General features: G+C 62.0%; 1 protein-coding gene. It reads right to left on the bottom strand.

The window, feature by feature from the left end; translation table 11 throughout:
• Positions 1-94: 94 nt before the first annotated feature.
• Complete coding sequence (gene sypB / locus LIX91_RS24205; protein ID WP_226489327.1) at positions 95-16,468, bottom strand: syringopeptin non-ribosomal peptide synthetase SypB; 16,374 nt, start codon at positions 16,466-16,468, stop codon at positions 95-97.
• Positions 16,469-16,490 lie beyond the last annotated feature (22 nt).

The raw sequence follows: 16,490 nt of genomic DNA on the forward strand, positions 1-16,490 counted from the left end.
GCGAACTGACCTTGAAAGAAGGTCTTGAGAAGGGCTTCAAGGTGAAAGGCAACCGCCCGACCGATTGCCGATCGGCCGGGCGGTTGCCGTGGTTTCAGATACGGCGTTTGCGATTGAGCATCGGGATTTTCGTCTGCGGCACCTCCACCCGCTTGACCTGACCCACCGAGGCTGCCACCTGAAGAAGCGTCGGATGACCGAACAGCACTCGCACGTCAGCTTCCAGATCCGCCTGACGCATACGTTCGATCAGGGTCACCGCCAACAATGAATGCCCGCCCAACTCGAAGAAATGGTCATGACGCCCGACCTTTTCGACATTGAGCAGCTCTGCCCAGAGCGCTGCCAGCCTGATCTCCACGTCCCCCACCGGGGCTTCGTAGGCACGCGAGGCAAAAGCACTGCTGTCCGGTGCCGGCAGGGCCTTGCGGTCCAGCTTGCCATTCGGCGTCAACGGCCATGCCTCTAGCGGCATATACGCGGCCGGCAGCATGTAGTCCGGCAGCAGCCCTTGCAGGTGCGTGCGCAGACTCCCACTGTCCGTTATCACTGTCGGGTCGGCCTGTGTGAAATACGCCACCAGACGGATTTCGCCCGGCACGTCTTCACGGGCCATGACCACCGCTTCGTGTACCGCCGGGTGTTTGGCCAGACACGCATCGATCTCGCCCAGTTCGATACGAAAACCACGAATCTTCACCTGATCGTCGTTGCGCCCCAGGTATTCGATATTGCCATCCGGCAAGTAGCGGCCCAGGTCGCCGGTGCGGTACATCCGCGCCTCCGGTGTGAGGCTGAACGGGTCCGTGAGGAAGCGTTCGGCGGTCAGATCATCGCGGTTCAGATAACCGCGGGCTACACCGGCACCGCCGATGTAGATTTCACCTGGCACGCCTCGTGGAACGAGCTGTTGCTGCTCGTCCAGCAGATAGAACCGGGTGTTGCCCACCGGCCTGCCGATATGCGCAGCGAAGCCGTCTTCGCGATCCATGGCGACCCAGCTTGAGTAGGTGGTGGTTTCAGACGGCCCGTAAAGGTTGCACAGCCGCTGCACGCCGGTTTTTTCGAACAGGTTTTCCACCAGACTGCGCTTGAGCGCTTCGCCGGCGACGTTTACGGTGTGGACCGATGCTGGCAAACCGTTGATTTCCAGCAACGCTTTCAGCGCCGACGGCACGGTATTGATAAGGCCAATATCGTGTTCGCCGTGTTGCAGTTCAAGGACGTTTTTGACCACGTTGATGCTGCCACCCGACGTCAGTGGCGCGAAGCATTCGTAGACTGCGAGGTCGAAGTTCAGCGAGGTGGAGAACAGCGTCTTTTCCAGTGCCGAACCGTTGAAAGCACGGTGGGCCCAGGTCAGAAAGTTAACGGTGTTGCGGTGCTCGATCATCACGCCTTTCGGCAAACCGGTCGAACCGGAGGTGTAGATCAGGTACGCCAGATGCGCCGAGCTCAGGCCCTCGACGTCTGGATTCTGTACCGGCTCGTCTTGCCAGGCGCTCTGATCATCAAGGTCGATGGCCTGCACCGAAACGCCTGTCAGCAAATGCCGGGTCGCCGCCTGGACCAATACTGCCGCTGGCGCGCTGTCCTGCAGGATGTAAGTAATCCGATCCGCCGGATAGGCCGGATCCAGCGGTACATAACCACCCCCTGCCTTGAGGATTGCCAGTAAGCCGACGACCATTTGCGCGCCGCGTTCAACGCAGATCCCGACGCGGGAATCCGGCTGTACACCCTGTTTGCGCAAGGCATTCGCCAGACGGTTGGCCTGCTCGTCAAGCTCGCGATACGTAATGCGCTGCTCGCCGTGGATCACTGCCAGCGCTTCCGGAGTACGCTGCACCTGCGCTTCGAACAGCCCGTGAATGGTTTGCTCATGCGGATAATCCAGCTCGGTAGCGTTGAGCCCGAACACCAACTGCTCACGCTCTGCTGCCGGCAGAACCGACAAACCGGCCAACGGCACTTCGCCCGACTGTTCCAGTGCGCTGACTAGATTTTCCAGCGCAGTCTGCACATAGGCGCAGACCCGCTGCGCGTCGATGCTGGCAATGGCCTGAACCGTCAGGCTGAAACCGTCACTCTCATCGTTCACTGAAAGGGTCAGCGGATAGTTGGTGCGTTCCTCGCCGTGCAGGTTGTCGATGCCCTGCCAGGCATCGAACGTCTGCTGATTGACCTCGGCGGCGACATGCCGGTAGTTGAGCAAGGCACTGAACAGTGGCGTCGAAGCGGGTACACCACTGCAGCGTTGGGCCAGTACCAACGACGCGTGTTCATGGGCCAGCAGGCCGCTGAGTCGTGCGTGAGTGGCTTTCAGACCACTGCGCACGCCCTGCTCTCCCAGCTTGACACGCAACGGCAAGGTATTGATGAACATCCCCAGGGCACGGTCGGACCCGGCGCCGCCTTGCAGGCGACCGAGCAACACGGTGCCGAATACCACGTCCTCTTTGCCTGACACCGCACCCAGAACGCGGGCCCAGGCCAGATGGTAAAGGCTGGCTGAGCTGACCCCAAGCTGACGAGCCTGCACGCGCAGGCGTCGGCTCAGGTCGATGTCGACCGACTGGCGCGCTTCCTTGATACCACGCCCGTCGCCCTGCACGTCCTGCAGACCGAACGGCAGCGTCGGCTCATCGATGTCACCGAGCATGTCGCGGAAAAATGCTTCGTGCTCTTCACGGCTGACACCAAGCATGGCCTGGGCCACGTAATTGCGATAAGGCACGGACGGCGGCAGCGAGGCTTGCTGACCGAGCATGTGCGCCTCGATTTCGCTGCTCAGTATGCGCAGTGACGTAGCGTCGTCCACCAGGTGATGGAACAGCAGCATGCCCAGCCAGCGGTTATTTACCGAATCGTGGGCATAGCCGATGCGCAGCATCGGTGCCTGACGGATGTCCAGGCGCGTATGGCGAGGGTCCAGGCGCTTGAGCAGTTGTTCGGCGATGTCGCCATTGGCCGGGTCCAGCACCTGTTCATCCAGGCACAGTGGGGCTTCACGCCAGACCACTTGCACCGCGGTATCAAGGCGCTCCCAAAGCACGGCGGTGCGCAGGATATCGTGCCGCGCTATGACACCTTGCAGGGCATGGGCGAAGCTGTGCAGTCGTTCAAGGCTGTCAAAGGCAAACAGTGCGTATTGCAGATACGGGTCACCCTCGGCCGCGGCAAGGTGGTGATACAAAATCCCCTCCTGTAACGGCGCCAGCGCGTAGATGTCCTGCACGTTGGCCAGACCGCCGGGCACGCAGGAGACCACACGGTCGATATCGTTTTGGCTGAGCGACGCCAGTGGCAGCATGTCCGGGGTGATGCGCCCGCAGTCGGCGGGAATAAGGTTGGCCGGCACTTCGACGGCCCCCTTGCCACCCACGGCTGCCGCCAGGGCTGACAGGGTCGGCTGGCTGAACAGCACGCGCACGTCGGCAACCAGATCTATCTGGCGCATGCGCTCGATCAGTTTCACGGCCAGCAGCGAGTGACCGCCCAGTTCGAAGAAGTGGTCATGCCGGCCGACCTGCTCCAGTTGCAGCAGGTCTTGCCAGATCCGTGCAATGGCCATCTCGGTGTCGCCCTCAGGCGCTTCGTAGCCACGACTGGCCAGCGCCGAACGGTCGGGCGTTGGCAGGGCTTTGCGGTCGAGTTTGCCGTTGGCGGTCAGCGGTAGTGCATTGAGCTGCACGTAGGCTGCCGGCACCATGTACTGCGGCAATGTCTCTTGCAAATGCTCGCGCAGGGTTTCGATGTCCAGCAGGCGTTCCGGGTGCTGCGTCGTGAAATAGGCCACCAGACGCTTGTCGCCGGGCACGTCCTCACGGCACAGCACCGCGGCATCGCGGACGTCGGCATGTTCGGCCAGACGTGCTTCGATTTCACCCAGCTCGATGCGGAAGCCGCGAATCTTGACCTGTTCGTCGTTGCGCCCCAGGTATTCCAGGGTGCCGTCGGCCAGCCAGCGCCCCAGGTCGCCGGTGCGATACAGGCGCGTACCCGGCGCCGTACTGAACGGCTTATCGAGAAAGCGCTCGGCCGTCAGTGCTTCACGGTTCAGGTAGCCGCGCGCCACACCGGCCCCGCCCACGTACAGCTCGCCGACGACGCCGACCGGTACCGGTTCGCCATAGGCATCGAGCAGGTAAAGCTGCAGGTCCGGGATGCGCGTGCCGATCGGGCTGGCGCCGACTCGCTGGGCGTCTTCAGGCTGCAACGGGTAATAGGTCACATGCACGGTCGTTTCGGTGATGCCGTACATGTTTACCAACTGTGTACCAGCATTCACGTTGCGGGCGTACCACGGCTTGAGCATCGCTGTTTCCAGCGCTTCACCGCCGAAAATCACTTGGCGCAGCGAATGCGCCTGCTCGTTCTGACCCTGGGTAGTAATCAGTTGACGGAACGCACTTGGCGTCTGGTTGAGCACCGTGACACCGGCACTGCACAGCAGCGTGTAGAAGTCTTCGGGTGAGCGGCTGACCAGCTGCGGCACGATCAACAGACGACCGCCGTGCAGCAACGCGCCCCAGATTTCCCAGACCGAAAAGTCGAAGGCGAACGAGTGGAACAGCGCCCACACGTCCTGTTCATTGAAACCGAACCAGTCTTCTGTGGCCGAGAACAGCCGTGCAACATTGCGATGCTCGACCATCACGCCTTTGGGTAGGCCAGTCGAGCCGGAGGTGTAGATCACGTAGGCCAGGTCGCCGGGCTTGACCGAAATCTGCGGATTGCAGACGGATTCGTCCTGCAAACCGGCATCGTCGAGATAGATCACCGGCACTTGCGACACCGGCAAGGCTTGCTGCACTGACTGCTGGCTCAACAATGCCACCGGCGTGCTGTCGCCGAGGGTGTAGGCCAGGCGCTCAGGGGGGTAAGCCGGATCAAGCGGCACATAACCAGCGCCGGATTTGAGGATACCCAGCAAGCCGATGATCATTGCCGGGCCACGTTCCACGCAGATCGCCACGCGATCATCCGGGCGCACACCCAACGCCAGCAAGCGATGAGCGACCTGGTTGGCACGTGCGTTGAGCTCGCCGTAGCTCAGGGTCTGCTCTTCGAACATCAGCGCTACGGCGTCTGGGCATTCTGCAGCATGGGATTCGAATTGTTGGTGGATCGGTGTGTCATTGGCGTAGTGCTTGCCAGGCTCGTTCCATTGCTCGAGCAATCGCGTACGCTCGTTGAGCGGCAGTATTGAAATGGCGTGCAGTGGAGTTTGCGGCGCCTGTTCCAGTGCATCGACCAGACTGTTCAGGGTTTGCTGCATATAGGCGCAGATCCGTGCGGCCTCGATCAGCGGCACGGTCTGGACCGTCAACAGGAAGTCTTCGCCCTGGTCATCAACGTTCAGGGTCAACGGATAGTTGGTGCGTTCTTCATCGCCCAGCGACTGCATGCCATTCCAGGCCGTCAGCGCCTCATCGGTCACGGCAACGCTGCTGTGACGATAGTTGAGCAAGGCGCTGAATAGCGGCGCCGGTGCAACCACGCCGCTGCAACGCTGGGCCAGTGCCAGCGGTGCGTGCTCATGGCCGAGTAACGCGGTCAGTTTATCGTGCACCGCCCTGACGCTTTCACACACGCTGCGACTGCCCAGCGTCACACGCAGCGGCAAGGTGTTGATAAACATCCCCAGCGCCCGATCGGCGCCGTCGCCGCCTTGCATCCGGCCCAGCAGCACGGTGCCGAACACCACGTCGTCACGGCCCGAGACCTGACCCAACAATTGCGCCCAGGCCAGGTGGACCAGGCTAGCTGCACTCACTCCCAGTTGACGGGCCTGGACCCGCAAGCGACGGCTGAGGTCTGCACCTACCGCCAGTTGGTCCTCTTCGATGCCATGGCCGTCACCATGCACCTGCTGCAAACCGAACGGCAGCGTCGGCTCGTCGACGTCGCCCAGCATGTCGCTGAAGAATACCTCATGCTCGTCCTGGCTCACGCCCAGTCGGGCCTGAGCGACGTAGTTGCGATATGGAACCGCCGCGCCGAGTTGCGCCTCCTGCCCCAGCAGGCTGGCCTGCATCTCGTAGCGCACCACGTCCAGCGTGGTGTGGTCCATGACCAGGTGATGGAACTGCAGCAAGGCCAGCCAGCGCTGGTTTTGCTCGTCCCAGGCGTGAATCAACCGCAACATCGGCGCCTGACGAATGTCCAGGCGATGGTGCCTGGCGTCGAAACGCTGGTGCAACTGTGCCGCCATGTCGCTACCGTGCGGGTCGGCATCGAAGCTTTCGCGCACCAGCAACGCCTCACGCCAGACCACTTGCATCGGTTCGTCCAGGCCCTCCCAGACCAGCGCGGTGCGCAGGATGTCATGACGCTGGATCACGAACTGCAAGGCGCGGGCAAAATCGTCGACATGCGCCTGGCTGTCGAAGCTGAACAGTGATTGCAGCAAATACGGATCACCGCGTTCGGCGCTGAGGTGGTGATAGAGGATGCCCTCCTGCAGCGGCGCCAGCGGGTAGATGTCCTGCACGTTGGCGACGCCACCGGGCACCGTGGCAACGATCCGGTCGATGGCGACCTGATCGAGGTTGGCCAGCGGCACCATGTCCGGTGTAATCCGCTGACAGGCGGCTGTAATGCCATTGGACGGGACGTGAATTTCACGACCGCTGCCCACCGCCGCTGCCAGCGCGGCCAGGGTCGGCTGACTGAACAGCGCACGCACGTCGGCACTCAGGCCGACCTGACGCATGCGTTCGATGAGCATCACTGCCAGCAGCGAATGACCGCCCAGTTCGAAAAAGTGATCATGACGACCGACCTGTTCGACCGTCAGTACGTCCGCCCAGATCGCTGCCAGCAGGGTCTCGACTTCGCCCTGAGGGGCTTCATAACCACGACTGATCAGCGATTGCGCATCCGGCGCCGGCAGCGCCTTGCGGTCGAGTTTGCCGTTGGCAGTCAGTGGCAGCGCATCGAGCTGTACGTAGGCTGCGGGCACCATGTAGTCCGGCAACGTGCCTTGCAGATGGTTGCGCAGGTGTTCGATGTCCAGCGCAGGTTCAGACTGCTGCGCCGTGACATAAGCCACCAGACGCTTGTCACCAGGCGCGTCCTGACGGCACAGTACTACGGCTTCATGCACATCGGCGTGTTCGGCCAGGCGCGCTTCGATTTCACCCAGTTCAACGCGGAAACCACGGATTTTTACCTGATCGTCATTGCGACCCAGGTATTCCAGATTGCCGTCGGCGCGCCAGCGAACCAGATCGCCCGTGCGATACATCAGCGCATCGACCCTTTCACTGAACGGATCGACGATAAACTGCGTGGCGCTCAACTCAGCTCGATTCAAATAGCCCTTGGCAACGCCCTGCCCGCCGATATACAGCTCGCCGGGCACGCCCAACGGCACTGGCTGGCCTTGGCTGTCGAGCACATACAGGCGAGTGTTGCCCACCGGTTTGCCGATAGGGATCGAGCCATTGTCGACCGACACAATCTCGTAGGTGGCGGAGAAGGTCGTCGCTTCGGTCGGGCCATAGCCGTTGAGCAGATGTTGCGGCGCATTGTTCGCCAGCACCCGGCCAATAACGGCAGGGTCCAGTACGTCGCCGCCGACAATCAGGTAGCGCAGGCGCGAAAAGGCCTCACCCAGCCCCGAGGCGTATTGATGGAACAGCCCGGCGGTCATCCACAATACGGTGACCGATTGCTCCAGCAACAGGCGCTGGAAATTCAACGGCGAGAGCAAGTCGTGCTGCCCGATCACCACCACACAGCCGCCATTGAGCAGTGGCGCCCAGACGTCCAGGGTGCTGGCGTCAAACGCAGGATTGGAAGCAAACGCCACGCGATCCTGCGCATTGAAGTCGGCATAACCGTTGTTGATCACCAAACGGCTGATGGCCCGGTGCGGTACCAGCACACCCTTCGGCGTGCCGGTGGAGCCTGAGGTGTACATGATGTAGGCGACGCTTTCGCTGGACTGCGCCAGAGCCAGATTGTCGTCATCCAGGCCGTTTAGCATCAGGCGGTCAAGGTCAACGCGCTGAGTGCTGGTTGTCAGTGACATCTGACTGAGGGTCAGCAGGACACTCGCTTGACTGTCCTCGATCATGAACGCCTGGCGCTCTACCGGGGCGTTGACGTCCAACGGTACATACACCGCCGCGCATTTGAGTGCTGCCAGCTGGCTGGCGAGCAAATCATGGCTGCGCTCCAGCAGGATAGCCACGCGGTCACCCGGCTGCACGCCAAACCCCAGCAGATGCCGGGCCAGACGGTTGGCCCGGGTGTTGAGTTCGGCGTAGCTCATGGCAACACCGTCGTGGATCGCTGCGCAAGCTTCTGGATGGTTACGGACCTGGGCTTCGAACAGGCCATGCACGGTCTGCTGGTGCGGGTAATCCAGCGCGGTATTATTGAACCCGACCAGTAGCTGCTCCCGCTCGGCAGCCGAAAGAATCGCAATGCTGTTCAGCGGCGCTTCGGGGTCCTGTTCCAGCGCCAGAAGCAGCTGCTCCAGCGCGGTTTCCATATAGTCACACACCCGCATGGCGCCGACGTTGCCGCTGACCTGCGCATTCAGGCTGAAACCATCGCCCAGGTCGTCGACATTCAAGGCCAGCGGGTAGTTGGTGCGCTCCTCTCCACCGAGGGTTTCGATACCCTGCCAGGCCAGGGTGGCCTGCTCGGACACCCTGGCCTCGGCGCTGTGCCGGTAGTTGAGCAAGGCGCTGAACAACGGTGTTGGCGCGGTTATGCCACTGCAACGCTGGGCCAGTGCCAGAAACGCGTGTTCATGGCCCAGCAATGCAGTGAGTCGCGCATGGGTCGCCTGGACCCCGGCCCGCACGCCCTGCTCACCTACGGCAACCCGCAGCGGCAAGGTGTTGATAAACATGCCCAGGGCCCGGTCAGCACCATCACCACCCTGCATCCGGCCCATCAGTACGGTACCGAACACCACATCCTGCTTGCCCGACACCTTACCCAGAACTTGCGCCCACGCCAGGTGCGCCAGGCTGGCAACGCTCACGCCCAGTTGCCGTGCCTGAGCCCGCAGGCGCAGGTTCAGCGCCGCAGACAAGACCCGCGTCGCCTCTTCGATAGCGTGACCGTCGCCCTGCACATCCTGCAGGCCAAATGGTAGCGTCGGCTCGTCGACGTCGCCCAGCATGTCGCGGAAGAATGCCTTGTGCTCCTCGCGGCTCAGGCCCAGACACGCCTGAGCCACATAGTTGCGATACGGCACCGGCTCGCCCAATTGCGCTTGCTGGCCCAGCAGGCAGGCCTGCATCTCGTGTCGCAGCACATCCAGCGCCGTGTGGTCGAGCGCAAGGTGATGAAACAGCAGCAAGGCCAGCCAGCGCTGGTTGGGCTCATCCCAGGCATGAATCAACCGCATCATCGGTGCCTGACGAATGTCCAGACGATAGTGCCGGGCGTCGAAGCGCTGATGAAGCTGTGCAGACACATCGGGGCCTTGCGGGTCCGGATGCAGACGTTCGCGGATCAGGCTGGCATGACGCCAGACCACCTGCACCGGCTCGTCGAGTCCTTCCCAGGCCAGCGCGGTACGCAGGATGTCATGGCGTTGGATAACCCGTCGCAGCGCCACGACGAAATCCTCCAGACGCTCCTGACTTGCAAAAGCAAACTGCGATTGCAGCACATAGGGGTCGCCCTGTTCCGCGCTGAGGTGGTGGTAGAGAATCCCCGCCTGCAAGGGGGCCAGCGGGTAGATGTCCTGCACGTTTGCCGCGCCGTCCGGCACCCCGGCAACCACCAGGTCGATCTGCGCCTGGGTCAGACTGATCAGCGGCAGCAAGTCCGGAGTGATGTGTTCGCAGCGTTCCGGGATCAGGTTGGCCGGCACTACGATTTCCGTGCCGCCGCCGACCGCTGCTGCCAGCGCGGCCAGGGTCGGTTGGCTGAACAGCGCACGCACATCGGCACTCAGACCCATCTGACGCATGCGCTCGATCAGCGTCACCGCGAGCAGCGAGTGTCCGCCCAGTTCAAAGAAGTGATCATGGCGACCGACCTGCTCGACCTTGAGTACATCAGCCCATATCGAGGCCAGCAGGGTTTCGACTTCGCCTTGCGGTGCTTCGTAACCACGGCTGACCACCGACTGCGCATCCGGCACTGGCAGGGCCTTGCGGTCGAGCTTGCCGTTGGCGGTCAGCGGCAGTGAATCGAGCTGCACGTAGGTTGCCGGCACCATATAGTCCGGCAGCAAGCCTTGCAAATGGCTGCGCAACTGTTCGATGTCCAGCGCAGTTTCAGGCTGCTGCGCCGTGACATAAGCGACCAGACGCTTGTCTCCGGGCAGATCCTGACGGCACAGCAGCACGGCTTCGCGAACCTCAGCGTGTTCGGCCAGACGTGCTTCGATTTCACCCAATTCAACACGGAAACCACGAATCTTCACCTGCTCGTCATTGCGACCGAGGTATTCGAGGTTGCCGTCGGCACGCCAGCGCACCAGGTCGCCAGTGCGGTACAAACGAGCCTGCGGGTCGCTGTCGAACGGGTCATCGACGAATTTCTCAAGGGTCAGTTCATCCCGGTGCAAATACCCCCTGGCGACACCCTGCCCACCGATATACAGCTCGCCGGCAACGCCCAACGGCACCGGTTGGCCTTGGTTATCGAGCACATACAAACGGCTGTTGCCCACAGGTTTGCCGATAGGGATCGAGCCATTGCCGACCGAAACGATCTCGTAGGTCGCGGAGAATGTCGTGGCTTCGGTGGGGCCATAGCCGTTGAGCAGATGCTGTGGAGGATTGTTCGCCAATACCCGGCCAATAACAGCAGGGTCCAGCACATCGCCGCCGACAATCAGGTAGCGCAGCCGCGAAAAGGCCTCGCCCAGACCCGAGGCGTATTGATGGAATAATCCAGCGGTCATCCACAGCACGGTTACGGACTGTTCCAGCAGCAGGCGCTGGAAATTCGGCGGCGACAGCAAGTCGTTCTGCCCGATCACCACCACGCAGCCGCCATTGAGCAGCGGCGCCCAGACATCCAGGGTGCTGGCGTCAAACGCCGGGTTGGAGGCAAATGCCACGCGATCCTGAGCATCGAAATCGGCGTAGCCGTTATTGATCACCAAGCGGCTGATGGCGCGATGCGGCACCAACACCCCCTTCGGCGTGCCGGTGGAGCCGGAGGTGTACATGATGTAGGCAACACGTTGGCTGGACTGCGGCGGCAATGCCAGGTCAGTGCCTTTCAGGCGTTCCAGCGTCAGACAATCGAGGTCTATACGCTGGACGCCGGTTTTCAGCGGCACCTGGCTGTGGGTCAGCAGGACGCGCGCCTGGCTGTCTTCAATCATGAAACTCTGACGCTCGACCGGTGCGTGGATGTCCAGCGGTACATACACCGCCGCGCACTTGAGCACTGCCAGCTGACTGGCGAGCAGGTCGAGGCTGCGCTCAAGCAGGATCGCCACGCTGTCACCCGGCTGCACGCCAAGACCGAGCAGATGCCGTGCCAGGCGGTTGGCTCTCGTATTGAGTTCGGCGTAGCTCATGGCAACACCGTCGTGGATCGCTGCGCAAGCCTCGGGGCACGCACGCACCTGAGCTTCGAACAGACCCTGCACCGTTTGTTGCTGCGGATAATCCCGTGCGGTGTCGTTGAATGCGACCAGCAGTTGCCGACGTTCGGCTTCCGGCACTATCGGCAGGCCGCACACCGCTGAGTCCGGCGCAGATTCAAGAGCCTCGACCAGATGGCTCAAGACCGTCTGCATATAATCGCAGACGCGCTGAGCATCGATGTCCGCGACCGCCAATACATTGAGGCTGAAGCCCTCACCCAGATCATCGATGTTCAAGGTCAGCGGGTAGTTGGTGCGTTCTTCGCTGCTCAGGGCATCGATACCCTGCCACGCTTGCCTGGCCTGTTCGGACACACTGGCCGGGGCGCTGTGCCTGTAGTTGAGCAAGGCGCTGAACAACGGGGTCGGCGCGGCTACGCCGCTGCAACGCTGGGCCAGGGCAAGGGATGCATGCTCATGGCCGAGCAATTCGGTCAGGCGCGCGTGGGTCGCCCTGACTCCGGCGCGCACGCCCTGTTCGTTCACGACGACCCTCAGTGGCAGAGTGTTGATGAACATCCCCAGTGCCCGTTCGCTGCCCTCGCCGCCCAGCATCCGGCCCATCAGTACGGTACCGAACACCACATCCTGTTTGCCCGATACCTTGCCCAGCACCTGAGCCCAGGCCAGGTGATGCAGGCTGGCGGCACTCACCCCCAGTTGTCGGGCACTGGCGCGCAGACGCAGGCTCAGCGTCGACGGCAGCACGCAGGTGGCCTCTTTGACCGGCTGACCGTCGCCTTGCACATCGCGTACGCCAAACGGCAGCGTCGGTTCATCGACATCGCCGAGCATCTCGTGAAAGAACGCCTCTTGTTGTTCGCGGCTCACACCCAGGCGGGCCTGGGCCACGTAGTTGCGATACGGTACTGCCGCGCCGAGGGTGTCTGGCTGGTCGAGCAAATACGCCTGAATCTCATGGCGCACCACCTCCAGCGTAGTGTGGTCCAGCGCCATGTGATGGAAGCGCAGCATGACCACCCAGCGCTGGCAGGCTTCGTCTTCGGCAAACACCAGTTGCATCAGTGGCGCCCTGCTCAGATCAAGGCGCGAGTGACGAATATCGAAGCGCTCTCGCAACTGGCGTGCGATATCGCCGTTGCGCGGGTCCGGATGGACCTGTTCGATACTCAGCTCGGCCTTGCGCCAGACCACTTGCAGCGGCTCGTCCAGCCCCTGCCAGATCACTGCGGTACGCAGGATGTCATTGCGGTCGATGACCTGTTGCAGAGCCTTGGCAAAGGCCTCAAGACGCTGACGATCCGACAGTGTGAACTGTGAATGCAACACGTAAGGGTCGCCCTGCTCGGCGGCGATATGATGATAGAGAATGCCTTCCTGCAATGGCGCCAGCGGGTAGATGTCCTGCACATTCGCTGCGCCGCCGGGGACGCAGGCCACTACCTGATCGATCTGCGCCTGGGTCAGGTTGATCAGTGGCAACAGGTCTGGAGTGATGCGCTCGCAACCCTGGGTAATCAGGTTGGCCGGTACATTGACTTCCCCGTTACCTGGTTCAGCGCCGCCCACGGCACGGGCCAGTGCGGCGAGGGTTGGCTGACTGAACAGCGCTTTTACATCAGCACTCAGGCCGACGTGACGCATGCGCCCGATCAGGCTGACTGCCAGCAGCGAATGTCCGCCCAGTTCGAAGAAGTTGTCGTGACGCCCGATCCTGGCCACGCCCAGCAAGTCTTGCCAGATGGTCGCGATCTGCGTTTCGGTTTCGCCTTGTGGAGCTTCATAACCACGACTGCTCAGTGCTTCACTGTCCGGCGCTGGCAGCGCCTTGCGGTCTAGCTTGCCGTTGGGTGTCAGCGGCAGCTTTTCCAGCACAATGTAGACGGCCGGAACCATGTATTCAGGCAATTTCTCCTGCAAATGAGCGCGCAGGCTGTCGATGTCCACCGAGGTGTGCCCGGCCGCCAGCGTGTAGTAAGCCACCAGACGCTTGTCGCCCGGCACATCTTCGCGGGCGGTGACCACCGCTTCGTGGACCGCCGGGTGTTTGGCCACGCGTGCATCGATCTCGCCCAATTCGATACGGAAACCGCGGATTTTCACCTGATCGTCGTTACGGCCCAGGTATTCGATATTGCCGTCTGGCAGATAGCGACCCAGATCGCCGGTGCGGTACATGCGTGCCGTTGATTGCTGGCTGAACGGGTCCTGCAGGAAGCGTTCGGCAGTGAGGTCTTCGCGGTTCAGGTAACCCCGTGCCACACCGGCTCCACCGATGTAGATTTCACCCGCAACACCCAGTGGCACGGGCTGTTGCTGCTCATCCAGCAGATAGAACTGCGTATTACCGACCGGCTTGCCGATGTGCGCAGCAAAGCCCTGTTCGCGGTCCATCGCCACCCAGCTTGAGTAGGTAGTGGTTTCAGACGGGCCATAGAGGTTGCACAGGCGCTGCACGCCGGTTTTTTCGAACAGAGATTCGACCAGGCTGCGCTTGAGCGCTTCACCGGCCACGTTCACGGTGTGCACCGATTCCGGCAGCCCATCCACGTCCAGCAGTGCTTTAAGCGCCGACGGCACGGTGTTGATCAGGCCGATATTGTGCTCGCCGTGTTGCAGTTCCAGCACGTTCTTGACCACCTCGATGCTGCCACCCGAGGTCAGCGGCGCAAAGCACTCGTAGACGGCGAGGTCGAAGTTCAGCGAGGTGGAGAACAGTGTTTTTTCCAGCGCAGAAGCGTCGAAAGCACTGTGCGCCCAGGTCAGGAAATTCACGGTGTTGCGGTGTTCGATCATCACGCCTTTCGGCAGACCGGTGGAGCCGGAGGTGTAGATCAGGTACGCCAGATGCGCCGAAGTCAGCCCTGGCACCTGCGGATTCTGGACGGATTGGTCCTGCCAATCGCTTAGATCAAGATTGATGACTGGCACCGAAACGTCGGCCAGCAAGCCCTGGGTAGCGGTTTGAGCCAGTACTGCGGCCGGAGCACTGTCCTGCAGCATGTAAGTAATTCGTTCTGCCGGATAGGCCGGATCCAGCGGCACGTAACCGCCGCCCGCCTTGAGGACCGCCAGCAAACCCACGACCATCGCGGCGCCACGTTCAACACAGATACCGACGCGGGAATCCGGCTGAACGCCCTGCTTAATCAACGCATAAGCCAGACGGTTGGCCTGCTCGTTGAGCTCGCGATACGTCAGGCGTTGTTCGCCATGGGCGACTGCCAGCGCTTGCGGAGTGCGCTCGACCTGTGCTTCGAACAAGCCGTGAATGGTCTGTTGCTGCGGGTAATCCATTGCGGTGTCGTTGAAACCCACCAGCAACTGCTCACGCTCATCGGCTGGCAAGATCGGCAAGCTGTTCAAGGGCGCCTGCGGCGTCTGTTCGAGTGCATGCACCAGGCTTTCCAGCGCCGTCTGCATATACGCGCAAACCCGCCGGGCGCCGATACCGGCGACAGCCTGAACATTGAGGCTGAATCCTTCGCCAAGATCATCGAGGGACAAAATCAACGGGTAGTTGGTGCGTTCTTCGCCGCCCCTCACCTCGATCCCTTCCCATAATTGAACCGCCTGACCGGTCACCGCCTCAGCGGAACTATGGCGGTAGTTGAGTAACGCACTGAACAGTGGCGTCGGTGCGGATACGCCGCTGCAACGCTGGGCCAACGCCAGCGAGGCATGTTCGTGGCCGAGCAACGCTGTCAAATGCGCATGGGTCGCCTTGACACCGGCGCGCACGTCCTGCTCTCCCAAGGCCACCCGCAGCGGCAAGGTATTGATAAACATCCCCAAGGCCCGGCGGGCCCCTTCGCCACCCCGCATGCGCCCCAGCAGCACCGTACCGAACACAACATCATTGCGCCCGCTAAGGCGCCCGAGCACCTGTGCCCAGGCAAGATGATGCAGGCTCGCCGCACTCACCCCTTGCAGCCGGGCCTGAGTCCGCAAACGCTGGCTCAGCTCGATGGGCAAAGTCTGGTGTGCTTCTTCGACGCCATGGCCGTCGCCGCGCACATCGTGCAGGCCGAACGGTAACGTCGGTTCATCGACGTCGCCGAGCATCTCGCGGAAAAAACCTTCGTGCTGTTTGTTCGTGACGCCGAGTCGGGCCTGGGCCACGTAGTTGCGATAAGGCACCGGCTCGCCCAGGGTGTGGGCCTGGCCGTACAGGTGCGCATGGATTTCATGCTGGACCAGTTCCAGGGCTGCATGGTCGATGGCGATGTGATGAAACAGCAGCATCGCCACCCAGCACTGGTTGACCACGTCGTGGGTGAAGGCCAGCCGCAGCAAGGGTGCCTGGCTGATATCGAGGCGGTAATGCCGTGGGTCGAAGCGTTGTTGCAATTGCTCGCTGGCGGGGCCGGCGGCAGGGTCAATGGTGATTTCGCTGAGCACCAGATCAGCCTTGCGCCAGACAACTTGCACCGGCTCGGCCAGGCCTTCCCATATGATGCTGGTGCGCAGGATGTCGTGGCGATCGATGACCTGTTGCAAGGCCGTGGTGAACTCGTCGAAACGTTCCCGGCTGGCAATCGTGAACTGTGCCTGCAGGACATAAGGGTCGCCCTGCTCGGCGGCGATGTGGTGATAAAGAATGCCTTCCTGCAATGGCGCCAGCGGGTAGATGTCCTGCACATTGCGCACACCGCCAGGGACGCGGGCAACGATGGTTTCGATGGCTGCCTGGTCGAGCTCTATCAACGGCAACATGTCCGGGGTGATGCGCTCGCAGCCCGGCACGATCGCCTGGGCAGGAACCTCCACGTCATCGGCCTTGCCGCTGTAATACTCGCCGGCATTGATCAGTTCGATCAACGCTGCCTTGTTTTCACGCAACATCGCCAGCACGGCGGGCTCGGTGAGGGACTGCCGCTTGCCACTGACGAGCAGTTGGTCGCCCTTGACGGCAAGCTGCACATCTTTCTCTTTCAGTATTGCC

The organism is Pseudomonas sp. B20 (genome assembly GCF_020515755.1).
Lineage (GTDB): Bacteria > Pseudomonadota > Gammaproteobacteria > Pseudomonadales > Pseudomonadaceae > Aquipseudomonas > Aquipseudomonas syringae.